Raw genomic sequence first — 14,980 nt, 5'->3', positions numbered from 1 at the left:
AGGTGCGGGAGGTGTTCATGCGCGCGCATCCACCTTATGGCCCCGGTGGTCTGCGGCGCCCTGACGTTTTCCGCGGATCCGCTGGTCGACCGCCCGCCCGGGGTCCCGGGGTCCCGGGGTCACATCACCACGACGGAGCGCAGCACGTCCCCGGCCTGCATGCGCGTGAAGGCGTCCTCGATCTCGTCCAGCGCGATGGTCTCGCTGACGAAGGCCCCCAGGTCCAGGCGCCCCTGCAGGTGCAGGTCGACCAGCATCGGGAAGTCGCGGGAGGGCAGGCAGTCGCCGTACCAGGACGACTTGAGGGCGCCGCCCCGGCCGAAGACGTCCAGCAGCGGGATCTCCAGCTGCATCTCCGGGGTGGGCACCCCCACCAGGACGACGGTGCCTGCCAGGTCCCTGGCGTAGAAGGCCTGCCGGTAGGTCTCCGGGCGGCCGACCGCCTCGATCACCACGTCGGCGCCGTGGCCGCCGGTCAGCTCGCGGATCGCCTCGACCGGGTCCTGGCTGCGGGAGTTGACGGTGTGGGTGGCGCCCAGCGCGGAGGCGGTGGCGAGCTTGCGGTCGTCCAGGTCCACCGCGATGATCCGGGCCGCCCCCGCCAGCCGCGCACCGGCGACCGCGGCATTGCCCACCCCGCCGCAGCCGATCACCGCGACCGAGTCGCCGCGGCCCACCGCACCGGTGTTGACCGCGGCGCCGATCCCGGCCATCACCCCGCAGCCGAGCAGCCCGGCCACCGACGGCGGCACCGAGGGGTCCACCTTGGTGCACTGGCCCGCCGCCACCAGGGTCTTCTCGGCGAAGGCGCCGATGCCCAGCGCCGGGGTCAGCACCGTGCCGCCCGCGGTGGTCATCTTCTGCCGCGCATTGTGGGTGTCGAAGCAGTACCAGGGCCTGCCGCGCCGGCAGGCCCGGCACCTGCCGCACACCGCACGCCAGTTGAGGATCACGAAGTCGCCCGGCGCCACATCGGTGACGCCCTCGCCGACCTCCTCGACCAGGCCGGCGGCCTCGTGCCCGAGCAGATACGGGAAGTCCTCGCCGATGCCGCCCTGCCGGTAGTGCAGGTCGGTGTGGCAGACCCCGCACGCCTGGACCCGCACCACCGCCTCGCCGGGACCGGGGTCCGGCACCGTGACGGTCTCGATCCGCACCCGCTCGCCCTTGCCGGGTGCGATCACCCCGCGGACTTCCTGTGCCATGGCTGAGCCCTCCTTCGCGACGTCCCACCGCCGACCATAGGCGCCGGGGAGAGGACTTCGGCAGTACGCGGCGGCGGCCGACCGGGTGGTGCCGCGCCGTCGCGTGACCGGTGCCGGACAGGTCAGCGGCGGGCGGCCGCCCTGGACCTGCGGTAGAGGACCGTGCCGCCCAGCAGCAGCGCGAGGCTGCCGGCCGCCGCGGTGCCGACGCCGTCGGCGCCGGTGTGGGCGAGCGCCGGGGCGGTCTCGGCGGGGGAGACCTGGTCGGGAAGGTTCGCGGGCGGCGCGGGGATGGGCAGGTGCGCGGGCGGGGCGGGCGGCGCGTCGTCGTTGACCGCGGTGTTGCCGAAGGACGGGTTGCCGACACCGACCACGTTCACACCGTTGCCCGACACGTTCAGCGGCAGGTCCACCGGCAGCTTCAGCCCGTTGCCGGACAGCACACCCGCCGAGCCGCGCGAGTCGCCCGCCGCGTGCGCGCCGCCGCCCGAGCGGCTGCCCGTCGCCGCCGACTCGTCCGCGGCCCTGCCCGCGTGGCGGCCGGTGCGGGCCGAGCCCGCGTCGGACCCGGCGGCGTCCCGCGTACCGGAGACCGAGGACGCCTGGGAGGAGGAGCGGTTGGCGCACGCGTTGCCCGACACCGAGTTCAGCAGACCGACCACGCTGATCGTGTTCCCGCACACGTTCACCGGCACATGCACCGGCACCTGGACCGAATTGCCGGACAGGACTCCCGGCGAACCCGCGGTGCCCCCTTCGGCTGCCGCATCGGCCTGCGCATATCCCGCGGATGCCAGCACGCCGCCGGCGACCATCGCGGAGACAAGTCCCTTTCGGGCGAGCCTGTTCATACGCTTCCTGCCTTCCGGACATCATCACGGGCCGTATGCCCGCACCGTGACAACGCCGCGGAGGGCCAATCGGGTCATGTTCCGGGGGAATTTCATCCCAACGGGTTTACTTCGCCGATCAGTTGTGACAGCCGGATATTCACACCGGAAAGGGTCAGGCGGCTGCCTCGTCCTCGTCCTCGATACGCGCCCGGGCCGCCGCGAGCGCCGCGCCGACCTCACGGGTGCCGGTCGACACGCACAACGTGTAGGCGGTGTCCTGCAGTTGCTGCTCGATGCGTGGGTCCGTGCCGTCGGGGCCTGCGGCGCCCGCGGACAGCGACTCGTAGCGTGCCACCAGTTTCCGCAGGACGGTCGGGTGGGCCTTCAGCATCGCGGTACTCCTCGAAGATCGGTGAAGTCGCCCCCCGTATGCCCGCTCCCCACGGTGCGCATGCGGATTGCCGCCGCAATGTCGCGCAGGTCTCATTTCCCGCCCGCGTCGCCGCAGGGCCGGCAACGGCCGCGGGCCGGGCGGGGGACCTGGGTGGATGTCCCCCGCCCGGCCCGCGGAAGAGCCTGGCGCCGTTCGCCGGTCCTACGCCGGTGAGGCGATCAGTCGACGAGTCGACTAATCGATACTTCGCAGGATGTGCGTCTCGGACAGGTCGTCCTCGTATCCCGCCAGACGGATCGGCGCGCACCTGGACCAGGTGTCCAGCGGGCCTTCCTCGTCCAGGAGCGTCACGGCCTCGCCGCTGTGCTCCGCCGTCGTCTCCTCGCGCTTGAGCTGATCTCGTGACACCGCGCACTCCTTAGCGTCGCGTCGACCGGTTGCGCCCTACGCGGCCATGGCCCTGCGTCGGACGCCCGGGCTGGATTCCAAACTTCGGGCGGTGCGGACGCGGTGGCGCCTGTTGCGGTAGCCGGAGTCGTGGCCGAGGTGGCGACTCGCTCCGGGACGGGGGCGCCCGAGGGGCCGGTACTTCCCCTGGGGCCTGCTCGTCCCGCACAGCGTATTCCCGGCCGCCCCGCCGCCACCAGCCGGTTTTGCCTCAGGTTCAACCGCAGGGCGCCCCGCGTACAGCAGCGCGCAAGCGACCCGGCCGCCGCGGCACCGGGCACGGTTGCTACCGTTTCCCGTGCTCAAGAGCGAGAAGGACCGCGAGAACCGGACTGGGCCATCCGGGTCTGCCGTACCCGCCCCCGCCGCCGCGCCCGCGGCCCGCAGCAACCGGCTGCTCGCCGACATCGGCCCGCTGCGCGAGCACCCCGACTTCCGGCGGCTGTGGTTCGGCAACACCGTGTCGTACATCGGCCAGCAGATGACCGCGATGGCCGTGGCACTCCAGGTCTACGCGATCACCGGCTCCAGCTTCTATGTCGGCCTCGTCGGCCTGTGCTCCCTGGTCCCGCTGATCGTCTTCGGGCTCTACGGCGGTGCCGTCGCCGACGCCGTGGACCGCCGCAGGCTCGGCCTGGTGACGGCCACCGGCGCCACCGTGCTGTCCGCCGCACTCGCCGCCGCCGCCATCGCCCACGTCCGCTCCGTCGGTGTGCTCTACGCGATCGTCGCCCTGCAGGCCGTCTGCTTCGCCATGAACTCCCCGGCCCGCTCCTCCATGATCCCCCGGCTGCTGTCGCCCGATCAGCTGCCCGCCGCCAACGCGCTGGCGTCGCTGGCCGGCGGCGTCGGGCAGATGGCAGGCCCCATGCTCGGCGGCGTCTTCGTCGGCTTGTGGGGCTACCAGGCCGCGTATCTCATCGACGCCGCCGCCTTCACCGCCTCCCTCTACGCGATGTGGCGGCTGCCGTCCATGCTGCCCGGCGAGGGCGAAGGGAGCGCCAAGAAGCGGCCCTCCGTCGTCGAGGGCCTGCGCTACCTGGCCGCCCGGCCCAACCTGCGCACCACCTTCGTCTCCGACCTCGCGGCCATGGTGCTGGCCCAGCCCCGGGTGCTCTTCCCCGCCGTCGCCGGCCTGTGGTTCGGCGGCGACACCCGCACCGTCGGCCTGCTCGCCGCCGCGCCCGCCGTGGGCGCCCTGCTCGGCAGCGTCTTCTCCGGCTGGTACGGGCGGGTACGCCGCCAGGGCCTCGCCGTGCTGGTCGCGGTCGCCTCCTGGGGCGCCGCGGTCGCCGTCTTCGGCCTGACCCGCAACCTCTGGCTCGGGCTGGTCTTCCTCGGCCTCGCGGGCTGCGCCGACACCGTCAGCATGGTCTTCCGCAACACCATGCTGCAGACTGCCGCACCCGATGACATGCGCGGCCGCCTCCAGGGTGTCTTCCTCGTGGTCGTCGTCGGCGGCCCCCGCCTCGGCGACTTCCTCGCCGGCTCCACCGCCGACCTCTTCTCACCGGCCACCGCCGTCGTCGGCGGCGGCCTCGCCTGCATCGGGGCGATCGCCCTGATCGCCCTCTTCCAGCGCAGCTTCGTCTCCTACGACTCCCGCCGCCCCGTGGCCTGATCCGCCTCCCCGACATAGACCCAGGCGCCGCCCTCGCGCACGAAGCTGCTGTCCTCGTGCTGCGTGCCCGCCGCCCGGCCGCTGCGGTAGTGCGCCCGGAACTCCACCGTGCCCTCGGTGTGGAAGGCGCTGCCGCCCGTGCCCCCCAGGACCTCAAGACCCGTCCAGCGCACGTCCCGGTCCAGGGACAGCCCGTCGGGCCTGGTCGAGGAGTGCCAGCTGCGCAGCAGATAGCCGGCGTCGCCCACGGCGAAGGCGCTGTAGCGCGAGCGCATCAGCTGCTCGGCGGTCACCGCCGCGGCCCGGCCGGAGTGCAGGGCGCCGCAGCAGTCGGCGTACGCGGCGGGCAGGCCGCAGGGGCAGGGGGCGGGCTTGCGTGCAGACATGCACCGATTGTCGCGGACGGTTGCTGCGCCATTCGCAGCAACCGGTGTTTCGTCCGCTGCTGAACGGAAATGCGCTGTGCGGGGCGGCGGTGTCGCGCTGTCCCGCACGACGGAAGGACACCCCGTGAGTACGGCACCCCAGCAGCCCGCAGAACCTGCGGCCCAGGTCACCGTCACCCTCGACAGCTGCGCCAAGGAGGACGCCGGGACCGTGCTCGACGCGCTGCACACCAGCTTCGCCGGCGACCGGGCCGATACCGGGGCGCCCTCGGACGCGCCAGGTGCCGGTCCGACGGTCTGGACCGCCACCTTCGACGTGTCCCGCACGCTCGCCCTGCCGGGCGGGCCGGCGCCCCTCGGGTCCCCGGTCACCCTCACCGCCCAGGGCGGCTACCACGCGGTCGACCGCATCCGTGAGGCGCTCTCCGAGTCCTTCAAGGTCACGGTCACCGGCACGGCGTCCGGCGACCAGGAGCAGGAAGCCACCTTCCGCCTCACCCCCCGCTGACCCCCGGCCCGTACCTCGGCCCCTGCGTCCGCCCCCGCCAACGGCAGGTGATTGCCCCTTGCGGTGCGTTGCCTGCCTGCGGCTGCGTGGGGGCTGGGCGCGCAGTTCCCCGCGCCCCTGAAAAACGCTCACGCTCGCAGGCAGGCGGTGCCGCCTGAAAGCGCCGCCTCTGCGGGCAGAGGGCACCCCTCAGGGGCGCGGGGAACTGCGCGCCCGATCACGATGCACCGGAAGGTGCGAGCCCACCGCAAGGGGCAATCAGCTAGGGGCGCGGGGAACTGCGCGACCGGCCACGACGGCGGGAACGTCGATCGCCCACAGCAAGTGGGAAATCACCCCCGAGGAGACCGGCCCGGGAGGGCCGGGGGGTTAAGGCAGGGCGTGGACTGAGCGCACGGACTGGATCGTGTCGGCCTCGGAGGCCGACTTGTCGGCCCGATACCGCACCACCCGTGCAAACCTCAGCGTGATCCCCGCGGGATACCGCGGCGACGTCTGGACCCCGTCGTAGGCGATCTCGACGACCAGCTCGGGCCTGACGGTCACCACATGACCGTCATCCCGCTCGGCCAGCTCGAGCAACCGCTCCGTCTGCCACGCGAGCACCGCGTCGGTGAGCCCCTTGAACGTCTTGCCGAGCATGACGAAGGACCCGTCCTCCCCGAGAGCCCCGAGGTGCAGGTTGGACAGCCTGCCCGTCCTGCGCCCGTGCCCCCACTCGGCGGCCAGGACCACGAGGTCCAGCGTGTGCACGGGCTTGACCTTGATCCACGAGGCCCCGCGGCGCCCCGCCGCATAGGGGCCGTCGGCACCCTTGACGACGACCCCTTCGTGGCCCCGCCGCAGCGTCTCGGCCATGAAGTCCTCCGCGGCCCGCAGCCCGGCGGGGTCATCCGGGCCGGCGACGACGGCCCGCCGCACCCGGGCCTCCTGCTCGGGTACGAGCGCCTCCAGCGCCGCGTGGCGCTCGGCGTACGGCAGGTCGAGCAGGTCCCGGTCCTCCGCGGAGAGCACGTCGAAGAAGACCGCCCGGACGGGCATGGTGCGGGCCGCGGCGGCGACGTCGACCCGGGAGCCGACGCGGCCCGCGGTCTCCTGGAAGGGCCGCGGGCGCCCGTCGGCGTCGAAGGCCAGCACCTCGCCGTCGAGGACGAAGCGCCGACCGGGGAAGGCGCGTACCGTCGCGACGATCTCCGGCAGCCGGTCGGTGACGTCGTCGAGCGTGCGGGTGAAGAGCCGTACGCCGTCGCCGTCGCGGTGCGCCTGGATGCGGATGCCGTCGAGTTTCTCCTCGACCGCGCACGGCCCGCCGACCTTGGCCACGGCTTCCTGCACGGACTTGGCGGAGGCCGCGAGCATGGGCAGCAGCGGGCGGCCCACGGCGAGCCGGAAGTCGCCGAGCGCGTCGGGTCCGCGGGCGAGCAGCGCCTCGGCGACCGGTTCGAGCGCCCCGGCGAGCATGACCGCCCGCCGCACCAGCGCGGGCTCGGCGCCGGTGGCCGCGGCCAGGCCCTCCGCTGCGGCCGCGTCGAGCGCGCCCTGCCGGACCTCGCCGGTGATCAGGCCGATCAGATACTCCTGCTCCTGCGCGGTGGCGGCGGCCAGCAGGTCCTGGAGCAGGCCGCGCCGCCCGGCCTGCGCACCCTGGCCGCTGACCGCGGCGACCGCGGTGAGCGCGGCGTCCACGTCGGCGACGGTCAGCGCCGGCGCGTCGGCGGGCGCCGCCCGGTCGCGCAGCGCGGCCCAGCCGACGCCGAGCCGGCCCTGCGGGAGGCGCCCGGCGAGGTAGGCGATGGCGATGGGGGCGTCCTGCGGCCCGACGTCGCGGAAGAAGCCGGCGAGCAGCGCGGTCTTGCGGGACCGCGACGACGTGTCCGCGACCTCCCGCGAGACCCGGGCGACCTCGGCGAAGAGCATGTGTCCATCCTGCGACGCCCCGGGGCGGGGCGCGAGGGTTCACTCGAACAGGTAATCGAAATGATGTGCGAACGGGGGTTATGGTGGTGCCATGGCCCATCAGCAGACTTCCCTCTTCGCCACCGGCGCCCCGGTCCTCGGCAGCCTGGACCGGGTGCGGCGCACCGTGCTCGGCAGCGGCGCGTGGATCGACGTGCTGCCCGGCTGGCTGAGCGGCGCGGACGACCTCTTCGCGGAGCTGGCCGCCGGGGTTCCGTGGCGCGAGGAGCGCCGCGCCATGTACGACAACGTGGTGGCCGTGCCGCGGCTGCTCGCCCACTACGGCGCGGGCGAGCCGCTGCCCGACCCGGTGCTCGCCGACGCCCGCGACCGGCTGAGCAGGCACTATGCGGACGAGCTCGGCGAGCCCTTCGTCAGTGCGGGCCTGTGCTTCTACCGCGACGGCCGGGACAGCGTCGCCTGGCACGGCGACCGCTTCGGGCGCGGCGCCACGCACGACACGATGGTCGCGATCCTCTCGCTCGGCGAGCCCCGCCCGCTGCTGCTGCGCCCGCGCGGCGGCGGCCGGCCCGCCTCCAGGGTGCCGCTGGGGCACGGCGACCTGATCGTGATGGGCGGCAGCTGCCAGCGGACGTGGGACCACGCCATACCCAAGACCCGGGCGGCGGTCGGCGGCCGGATCAGCGTCCAGTTCCGCCCCCGCGGGGTGGCCTGAGCGCCGGGGCCGCCCGCCCGGGGAGGCGCCCGCAGGCGCGCGGTGCGCTTTCGCGCGCATGATGGAGGGGGGCCGTCCGGAGGAATGGCCGGGCGGTGGCCCCGGCCGGTTTCCCCCGTGGACGGGCGGGCAGGCGGGCGGGTGGACGAAGCCGCCGCGGCGGCGCGCGGCCCGGTCACCCCGAGCAGGAAGGACGTGGTGTTCCGTGCGAACCGCATCCCCCGCAGCACACCCGGCCGTCGTCCTGTGGGCGGTGGCGGCCGGCGTACACCTTCGGCCGCCGGGTGAGGCAGGTGCGGCGACATGAGCGAGCGGATCGACGGCACCATGGGCGACGACGTGTACCAGCCGGACGGCAGCGAGATCCAGGAGGACACCGGGCCGCTGGAGCCCGAGGACACCCTGGACGACCGCGGGATCGCCGAAGTGCTCGACGAGGGCTACTCGCCCCCGGAGCGGCCCTTCGGCGTGGACGAGATCGGCACCACGGCGGCCGAGCAGCAGGCGGGGGAGACGCTGGACGAGCGGCTGCCGCGCGAGCGCCCCGACGTGGGGGCGAGCACCGGTGACGGCCTGGGTGACGCGAGCGACACCGACGGCGAGCTGGTGGACATCGAGGCGGGCGAGCTGCGCTCCGGCCGGCTGGTCGCCCCCGACGAGGGGGTGCGCGGCCGGCTGGACGGCATGGTCGGCGAGGACGTCGGCATAGACGGCGGAGCGGCGTCCGCCGAGGAGGCGGCGGTGCACGTCGTGCAGGACGCGGACTGGCCGGTGGAGGAGGACGAGGAGCCCGAGGACAGCGCAGAGGACGAGTGACCGCACGGCCCGTGAGCGGCCCGGCGCAGTCGGCCGGGGCAGGGCGGGGCATGCGGCACGGGGAGCCGCAGGAGAGGCAAGGAGTCGGTGCCATGAGCGAACTGATGAAGCCCCAGGACACGGCCGGTGTTCCCGCCGGTCACGAGCGGATCAGCGGGCCGGCGAACGTACGGGCGCAGGCGGAGTTCTTCGACGCGCGCGCCAGTGCGGACGCGCACGCCGTCGTGGCGGCCCGCACCCACCACGAGGGCCTGGCGGCCCGGGTGGTGGCCTCCGGCGAGCACGTGCACGAGATGCTGCAGGCGCTGCGGCACCGCGGCACCCCGTCCCGCAGCGAACTGCGGCCGCTGGCCGACGCGCTGGCCAGGCACTGCGAGGCCACCGAGGTCACCGCGCGCCAGGCGCTCGAAGGCAAGCCCGCGGCGGCCGGCCCCGTCCGCGACGACCGGGCCGAGGGCGAGCGGCTGCAGCGGGAGCTGGCCTATCTGATCGCCGGCCGGGCACCCGAGGGCACCTACCCACTCACGGTGGGCGGCACCCTGGGCGACATCGACCAGTTCGTGGGCCACGAGCAGCGGGAGCTGGTCCCGGCGATCGACCGGGAGCTGTCACCCCTGGAGAGCGCCCGCCTGGCCAGGGCCTTCCCCGGCTGACGGGCGGCCGGCAGGTGGGCCGCCGGTCACCTCGGCCACCTCACAGGCCGATGAACTGGTAGTCGGTGGCGATCCGCCCGTCGGGGGCGAGGGCCAGCACCTGCAGCCCGCCGCCCTGCGGCTCGTCGCCGGCCAGCGGCATCCACACCCAGCTGAACCTGACGATGTCGTGCAGCCGCTGCACGTCCCCGCGGACCCGGAAGTCGGCGGCGCCGGGGGCGACGAACTCCTCGTAGGCCGTGCGCACCCGGAATTCCAGTGCGTCATGGCCGCGTGCCTCCAGTACCACGTTGCGCATGCCCACCTTCTGCGCCGCCTCCCGCATCGCCTCGGGCGCCTGGAGCACCTGGAGCGCGTCCTCGGTCCACAGCTCCTCCACGGCCTTGCGGCGCGTGTCCGCGTCCGGTTCGTTCCACACCTCGATGTAGCGGTGCGCGAAAGCGTCGAGATCGATGTCGGCCATGGGTGCCACCTCGCGGGAAGTCGTCCTGCGCCGGACCTCGGCGCACTGACGACTGTGCTGCGACGGCACGCACCGGACAATTCCCGCCGGGGAATGACCCCGCGGAGTGCCCCGCGCACGCACGTCCGGCGCCGCGGCCCGCGCGGAAATCCGCTGGCCCCCGCCGCCGGGCCGCGACCATGATGTGATCATGACGCGCTCATTCGACGACCTGGTGGCCGAGGCCGACGCGGTGTCCGTGGACGGCTGGGACTTCTCCTGGCTCGACGGCCGGGCGGTCGAAGAGCGCCCCTCCTGGGGCTACCAGCGGGCGATGGGGGAGCGGCTGGCGTCCGCCACCGCGGCACTGGACATCCAGACCGGCGGCGGCGAGGTGCTCGCCGGTGTGCCGCGGCTGCCGCCGCTGATGGCCGCGACCGAGTCGTGGCCGCCGAACCTGGCCAAGGCCACCGCCTTGCTGCACCCGCGCGGCGCCGTCGTCGTCGCCGACGCGGACGAGCCGCCGCTGCCCTTCGCCGAGGCGGCCTTCGACCTGGTGGTCAGCCGGCACCCGGTGACGGTGTGGTGGGACGAGATCGCCCGGGTGCTGCGGCCCGGCGGCACGTACTTCTCCCAGCAGGTCGGCCCGGGGAGCGCGCTGGAGCTTGTCGAGTTCTTCCTCGGCCCGCAGCCCGGCGCCCTGGGCGGCGCGCGCCACCCGGACCGGGCCAGGGACGGGATGCGGGCGGCCGGGCTCGACATCGTCCAACTGCGCTCCGAGACCCTGCACATGGAATTCCGCGACATCGGCGCGGTCGTCTACTACCTGCGCAAGGTGATCTGGATGGTGCCCGGTTTCACCGTGGAGGCCTACCGGGACCGGCTGCGCGCGATGCACGAACGCATCACCGCCGAGGGGCCGTTCACCACCCGCTCGGCCCGCATGCTGGTCGAGGCCCGCAAGCCCGCGGCCTGAGCGCACACGGCCTGAGCGCACGCAAAGGGCCGCCGTCCTGTCGCAGGACGGCGGCCCCCCGGGTCACCGTGTCCCGTCGGCCGTCAGTGGCCCGGCCCGCCGGTTACGGGTACGACGTCACCGTCGAGGGCGTCGTGCCGGTGCCGGACGTCCCCGGACCGGTGTTGTTGATGACATGGGCGTATTGGCCCATGCCGCCGAGCGAGACCACCAGGAGGTCGTGGAACTTGACCCCCGCCGTGGTCGGCGCCTCGAACCCGTGGTCCTGGATGATCGACGGGTCCGCGGTGTAGTTGCAGTAGCTGCCCAGGCCCCAGCCCTCGTGGGTGGTGACGTTGTCGTCCACCTTGTACGCGGCGTAGCCCCGGATGCTGCCGTTCTGCACCGCCGCCTGGTTCGGGGCGTCGTAGGCCTTCTCGTTCTGGAAGAAGATCGTCCTGCCGCCCTGGCCGTGCCACTCCACGTCGTACTTCTTGAAGTGCTCCACGAACAGGCCGGTGGCCAGCACGTTGTTGCCGTTGACCTTCAGGCCGATGTCGGCCGGGTTGACCGTCCAGCCGGTCGGTGCGCTGCCGTGGTCGGCCCGCCAGATCCAGGTGTGGTCGATGATCACGTCGTTGCTGTTGATCTCGAACGCGGTCTGCGCCTGCGCGGCACGTGCACCGCCGACACGGGCGAAGACGTCCTGGACGGTGGTCGGGTTGGCCGCGTGGCTCGCGGTCGAACCCTGGGCGCCCACCTGCAGCAGCTGCGGGGAGTTGCCCGCACCCGCGTCGATCAGGAAGCCGGCCAGCCGGACGCCGTCGACGTCCGAGACCTTCATCGCGTCGACGCCGTTGTCCGGCACGATCGTGGCGTAACCCAGGCCCAGCACCACGGTGTTGGCGCGGGTCACGTTGATCGGCTCGTCCACGTGGTAGATGCCGGGGGTGAAGACCAGGTTGAGGCCCTGGGCCAGCGCCGCGTTGATGGTCGCCGCGCTCACGCCCGGCTTCGCCACGTAGAACTGGCTCAGCGGGATGGACGTGCCCGGGGTGTTGGGCCAGGACACACCACTGGCGTTGGTGCGCAGGTTCGGCACGAACACCGCGTAGTTGCCGCTGCTGTCCAGGTACATGTACGGCTTCTCGCGCGACTCCGGCGTGGTGTTCAGCGTCGTGTAGACCGGGTTCGGGAAGCCCTGCGCCGGAGCGCCCTGGACACCCGAGAACACCATGTTCCACACGCCGTTGGTCCAGCCCTGGATCGAGCTGTCCCGCGTGTACCACTGCTGCTGCGAGTACGGGCCGACGGTGCCGTCGATCTTGCTGTCGGCGATGTAGCCGCCGGAGGCCCAGCCGTAGCCGTTGGGCGCCAGGTTCAGGCCGCCCTCGACGTGGATGCGGCGGAAGGGGGCCGCCTGCGCGACCGCCCAGCGGTCGTCGCCGCTGACCGGCTTGATGGCCAGGTTCTCCACCGAGCGCCAGAAGTTCTGCGTGGCGTTGCCGTTGAACCAGCCGGCGTCCACGGTGATGTCACCGTTGATCTGGACGTCGTCGGGGTTCCTGCCCAGGCCCGAGACCGAGGTGTAGAAGCCGACCTGGTCGTTGAGCCCGTTGTAGGTGCCCGGCTTGAAGAACACCTGGTAGCGGGCGTCGCCGAACTGGTTGCTCTCCTGCTGCTGGAAGATCTGGTCCAGCTGCCCCTGGATGTCGGGGGTGGAGGGGTCGAACACCTTGACGTTGGGGCCGAGGTCGCCGCCGCCCTGGATCGGGCCGCCCGGGTCGGTGGTGGGCGGGGTGGTCGGGCCGCCGCCGTCGCCCGCGGTGCCGAACACCTGGAACTCCCACAGCGAGTAGCCGTAGCCGGTCGCGCGGGTGGTCCCGTACATCCGGACGTAGCGGCCGGAGCCGGAGACGGTCAGCGTCTGGTTGCCGCCGGTGCCGGTCGTGGTGGAGTAGATGTCGGTCCAGGTCGACCCGTCGGTCGAGGTCTGGATCTTGAAGGCCTTGCCGTACGCGGTCTCCCAGTTCAGCGCCACCGAGCTGATGGTGTCCGTGGCGCCGAGGTCGACCTGCAGCCACTGCGGGTCGGCGGCCGCGCTGGACCAGCGGGTGCCGGTGTTGCCGTCGACGGCCGCGGACGCCGGGGTGCCGGCGTTCTCGGTCGAGGAGGCGGTGGCGGTCTTGCCCTGCGACAGCAGGGTGCCCGCGGCCGGCGGGGTGCCGCCGCCCGTGGAGCCGTAGACCTGGAACTCCCACAGCGAGTAGCCGTACTGGGTGCCGCGGGCGGTCCCGTACATCCGGACAAAGCGCCCGGAACCGTTTACGGAAACCGTCTGCACGCCGCCGGTGCCGGTCGTGGTGGAGTAGACGTCGGTCCAGGTGGAGCCGTCCGCCGAGGTCTGGATCTTGAAGGCCTTGCCGTACGCCGTCTCCCAGTTGAGGGTGACGGACGAGATCGTGTCCGTGGCGCCGAGGTCGACCTGCAGCCACTGCGGGTCGGCCGCCGCGCTGGACCAGCGGGTGCCGGTGTTGCCGTCCACCGCCGCGGACGCCGGGGTGCCGGCGTTCTCGGTCGAGGAGGCGGTGACGGTCTTGCCCTGCGACAGCAGGGTGTCGGCGGCATGCGCGGAGCGCATGGGCACGAAGAGCAGCAGCGAGGCGATCAGCGCCGTGATGACCGCCGCGGCCGTCTTGCGCCGGTTCGACAACACCGAGGTTCTCAGTGCGGCCGTACCGGTGGGGGGAGCGAGCATGGGCAACTCTCCTGGTTCCACAGGTGGGGGAGCAGTGGGGTGCGTGTCCGGACCACGTGCGGCCGGACGGGGAAAACAGGGCAGTTCACGTCCCGGCGGGCGCTCTTCCGGTGGAAACCGGGTAGAAATGAGAGCGCTCTCCCGACGCACACGGCGATGTTTCTCCCTGTGTTTCATCCATGTCAAGAGTTGTGCACAAAGCCGAGGCGGCGAAAGGGGGAAGCATCCACAACTCCGGCAAATACCATGTAACTTGCGACAGAGCTTGAACTTGACGCGGTGACCAGCACGTATCGCGGAGGGTGTTCGGCGGACGCCCCGGCCGTCACTCTTGCCGCACCTCGGTCGGGCAAGTGGCCGCCGCGGGCCGGGTCGTGAGCTGCCTTCAGTTCGTGAACGTGGAAGCGGTGCCTCCCGTTCTGCCTGCCCGGCTCAGGCCACCAGCGGCCCGCGCAGTGCCGTGCGCGCCGCGTCCCGGTCGCCCTTCCACTCCAGGCCGCCGTCGCCGGCCGGCAGCCGGCCCCAGAGCATCAGCAGCAGGTCACCCGCGGTGCCGGTGACCGCGGCTGCCGGTGTGCCGGGGCCGTACGTCCACGAGCTGCCGGTGTCGGTCGCCTCGAAGCGCACCGCGCAGGCCGGCGCGCAGGCCCTGCCGACCGCGATCTGCCGGGGCGCGAAGGTGTCGAAGACCTCGGCGATGCCGTCGGCCGCCAGCTCCGGCTCCAGCGGCCCGGGAAGGACCCCCAGCGCGTGCTGGGCGTCCCAGCGGTGCACCAGGGTCTCCAGGCAGCGCCGCCGCTGCCAGAAGCCCACCGTGTGCGGCGGGTGGAAGGTCCAGGCGGGCGCGGCGGGATCGGTGTCCAGCACGTCCAGCAGCGCCGCGGTGCGCCGGTCGAACCAGCGCAGCAGCGCGGCCGCCTCGCGCGGCGCCGCGGGGGAGCGGTGCCCGGGGTGGCGGGCGGTGACCGCGGTGACCGCCCGGTGGTGGCCGGCGCCCAGATGGCCCGCCAGGTCGTACAGCGTCCAGCTGCCGCAGTGCTCGACCCGCGCTGTCAGGTCGCCGAGCAGCGCGCCGCGGAAGGCGTCGCTCTCGCGGCGCAGCGCGGGAAGATATCCGGCGGTTTCCATGCAGCCGACCATAAACCCGGCGTGTCGCGACGGGCGGCTGCGACGCGGCCGTATGGCGTACGGCGTACGGCCCGCGGGCGCCGGTCACGCAAGGGCACGGGCGCGAGGCACGCGGGCGGCAGCGCGGAGGCCGCCCCGGCGGGTGCCGGGGCGGCCTCGGTGACCGGCGTCAGGGTGCCGGTCGTGCGTCGTGCGGAGGTGC

The 14,980-nt window shown here is 73.3% G+C and carries 15 protein-coding genes; 6 read left to right on the top strand and 9 right to left on the bottom strand.

Annotated features, from left to right (window positions below; genetic code table 11):
- Positions 1-119 precede the first annotated feature (119 nt).
- From JT723_RS17365 to JT723_RS17350, 4 genes are all read right to left on the bottom strand, one after another.
- Positions 120-1,205 carry an S-(hydroxymethyl)mycothiol dehydrogenase gene (locus tag JT723_RS17365; protein WP_205045549.1) on the bottom strand — a complete coding sequence of 362 codons (1,086 nt, stop codon included), beginning with the start codon at positions 1,203-1,205 and terminating at the stop codon, positions 120-122.
- Between the two features lie 122 nt (positions 1,206-1,327).
- Positions 1,328-2,056, bottom strand: coding sequence for a chaplin family protein (locus JT723_RS36150; RefSeq protein ID WP_205045548.1), 729 nt, complete (start codon positions 2,054-2,056; stop codon positions 1,328-1,330).
- Positions 2,057-2,210: 154 nt separating this feature from the next.
- The gene (locus JT723_RS17355; RefSeq protein WP_205045547.1) at positions 2,211-2,429 is read right to left on the bottom strand and encodes a DUF5133 domain-containing protein; all 219 of its coding nucleotides are present in this window, start codon (positions 2,427-2,429) and stop codon (positions 2,211-2,213) included.
- 237 nt (positions 2,430-2,666) lie between these two features.
- A complete protein-coding gene (locus JT723_RS17350; protein WP_205045546.1) occupies positions 2,667-2,840 on the bottom strand; it encodes a hypothetical protein in 174 nt (57 codons plus the stop codon).
- A gap of 433 nt (positions 2,841-3,273) precedes the next feature.
- On the opposite strand from JT723_RS17350, the gene JT723_RS17345 reads away from it, so the two are divergent.
- Entirely contained in the window at positions 3,274-4,500 is a 1,227-nt protein-coding gene (locus JT723_RS17345) for an MFS transporter (RefSeq protein ID WP_240165773.1), read from the top strand.
- Here the strand turns inward: JT723_RS17345 and JT723_RS17340 are convergent.
- Positions 4,473-4,886, bottom strand: coding sequence for a YchJ family protein (locus JT723_RS17340; protein WP_205045544.1), 414 nt, complete (start codon positions 4,884-4,886; stop codon positions 4,473-4,475). The genes JT723_RS17345 and JT723_RS17340 overlap by 28 nt on opposite strands.
- 124 nt (positions 4,887-5,010) lie before the next feature.
- On the opposite strand from JT723_RS17340, the gene JT723_RS17335 reads away from it, so the two are divergent.
- A complete protein-coding gene (locus JT723_RS17335; protein ID WP_205045543.1) occupies positions 5,011-5,394 on the top strand; it encodes a hypothetical protein in 384 nt (127 codons plus the stop codon).
- Positions 5,395-5,763: 369 nt separating this feature from the next.
- On the opposite strand, the gene JT723_RS17330 is transcribed toward JT723_RS17335, so the two are convergent.
- The gene (locus tag JT723_RS17330; protein ID WP_205045542.1) at positions 5,764-7,311 is read right to left on the bottom strand and encodes an ATP-dependent DNA ligase; all 1,548 of its coding nucleotides are present in this window, start codon (positions 7,309-7,311) and stop codon (positions 5,764-5,766) included.
- A 91-nt stretch (positions 7,312-7,402) separates the two neighbouring features.
- Here JT723_RS17330 and JT723_RS17325 point away from each other — a divergent pair, with 91 nt between their 5' ends.
- From JT723_RS17325 to JT723_RS17315, 3 genes are all read left to right on the top strand, one after another.
- Positions 7,403-8,026 carry an alpha-ketoglutarate-dependent dioxygenase AlkB gene (locus JT723_RS17325; RefSeq protein WP_205045541.1) on the top strand — a complete coding sequence of 208 codons (624 nt, stop codon included), beginning with the start codon at positions 7,403-7,405 and terminating at the stop codon, positions 8,024-8,026.
- 303 nt (positions 8,027-8,329) lie between these two features.
- A complete protein-coding gene (locus tag JT723_RS17320) occupies positions 8,330-8,842 on the top strand; it encodes a DUF5709 domain-containing protein (protein WP_205045540.1) in 513 nt (170 codons plus the stop codon).
- A 92-nt stretch (positions 8,843-8,934) separates the two neighbouring features.
- Positions 8,935-9,495 carry a hypothetical protein gene (locus JT723_RS17315; RefSeq protein WP_205045539.1) on the top strand — a complete coding sequence of 187 codons (561 nt, stop codon included), beginning with the start codon at positions 8,935-8,937 and terminating at the stop codon, positions 9,493-9,495.
- Between the two features lie 40 nt (positions 9,496-9,535).
- Here JT723_RS17315 and JT723_RS17310 read toward each other — a convergent pair whose 3' ends face one another.
- Entirely contained in the window at positions 9,536-9,958 is a 423-nt protein-coding gene (locus tag JT723_RS17310) for a hypothetical protein (protein ID WP_205045538.1), read from the bottom strand.
- Positions 9,959-10,148: 190 nt separating this feature from the next.
- Here JT723_RS17310 and JT723_RS17305 point away from each other — a divergent pair, with 190 nt between their 5' ends.
- Positions 10,149-10,913 carry a class I SAM-dependent methyltransferase gene (locus JT723_RS17305; RefSeq protein ID WP_205045537.1) on the top strand — a complete coding sequence of 255 codons (765 nt, stop codon included), beginning with the start codon at positions 10,149-10,151 and terminating at the stop codon, positions 10,911-10,913.
- Between the two features lie 103 nt (positions 10,914-11,016).
- On the opposite strand, the gene JT723_RS17300 is transcribed toward JT723_RS17305, so the two are convergent.
- A complete protein-coding gene (locus JT723_RS17300) occupies positions 11,017-13,650 on the bottom strand; it encodes a discoidin domain-containing protein (RefSeq protein ID WP_372441329.1) in 2,634 nt (877 codons plus the stop codon).
- A 432-nt stretch (positions 13,651-14,082) separates the two neighbouring features.
- A complete protein-coding gene (locus JT723_RS17295) occupies positions 14,083-14,778 on the bottom strand; it encodes a maleylpyruvate isomerase family mycothiol-dependent enzyme (protein ID WP_205045536.1) in 696 nt (231 codons plus the stop codon).
- Positions 14,779-14,980: the final 202 nt, after the last annotated feature.

It is taken from the genome of Actinacidiphila bryophytorum, assembly GCF_016916835.1.
GTDB lineage: Bacteria > Actinomycetota > Actinomycetes > Streptomycetales > Streptomycetaceae > Actinacidiphila > Actinacidiphila bryophytorum.
The sequence above is the reverse complement of the archived record's forward strand: the minus strand, read 5'-3'. Positions and strand labels throughout refer to the sequence as shown.

Excerpts from the sequence above, each read along its gene's own strand:
- JT723_RS17365 (WP_205045549.1), bottom strand. The coding sequence starts at position 1,205 with ATGGCACAGGAAGTCCGCGGGGTGATCGCACCCGGCAAGGGCGAGCGG.
- JT723_RS36150 (WP_205045548.1), bottom strand. The coding sequence starts at position 2,056 with ATGAACAGGCTCGCCCGAAAGGGACTTGTCTCCGCGATGGTCGCCGGC.
- JT723_RS17355 (WP_205045547.1), bottom strand. The coding sequence starts at position 2,429 with ATGCTGAAGGCCCACCCGACCGTCCTGCGGAAACTGGTGGCACGCTAC.
- JT723_RS17340 (WP_205045544.1), bottom strand. The coding sequence starts at position 4,886 with ATGTCTGCACGCAAGCCCGCCCCCTGCCCCTGCGGCCTGCCCGCCGCG.
- JT723_RS17330 (WP_205045542.1), bottom strand. The coding sequence starts at position 7,311 with ATGCTCTTCGCCGAGGTCGCCCGGGTCTCGCGGGAGGTCGCGGACACG.
- JT723_RS17325 (WP_205045541.1), top strand. The coding sequence starts at position 7,403 with ATGGCCCATCAGCAGACTTCCCTCTTCGCCACCGGCGCCCCGGTCCTC.
- JT723_RS17320 (WP_205045540.1), top strand. The coding sequence starts at position 8,330 with ATGAGCGAGCGGATCGACGGCACCATGGGCGACGACGTGTACCAGCCG.
- JT723_RS17315 (WP_205045539.1), top strand. The coding sequence starts at position 8,935 with ATGAGCGAACTGATGAAGCCCCAGGACACGGCCGGTGTTCCCGCCGGT.
- JT723_RS17310 (WP_205045538.1), bottom strand. The coding sequence starts at position 9,958 with ATGGCCGACATCGATCTCGACGCTTTCGCGCACCGCTACATCGAGGTG.
- JT723_RS17305 (WP_205045537.1), top strand. The coding sequence starts at position 10,149 with ATGACGCGCTCATTCGACGACCTGGTGGCCGAGGCCGACGCGGTGTCC.
- JT723_RS17300 (WP_372441329.1), bottom strand. The coding sequence starts at position 13,650 with ATGCTCGCTCCCCCCACCGGTACGGCCGCACTGAGAACCTCGGTGTTG.
- JT723_RS17295 (WP_205045536.1), bottom strand. The coding sequence starts at position 14,778 with ATGGAAACCGCCGGATATCTTCCCGCGCTGCGCCGCGAGAGCGACGCC.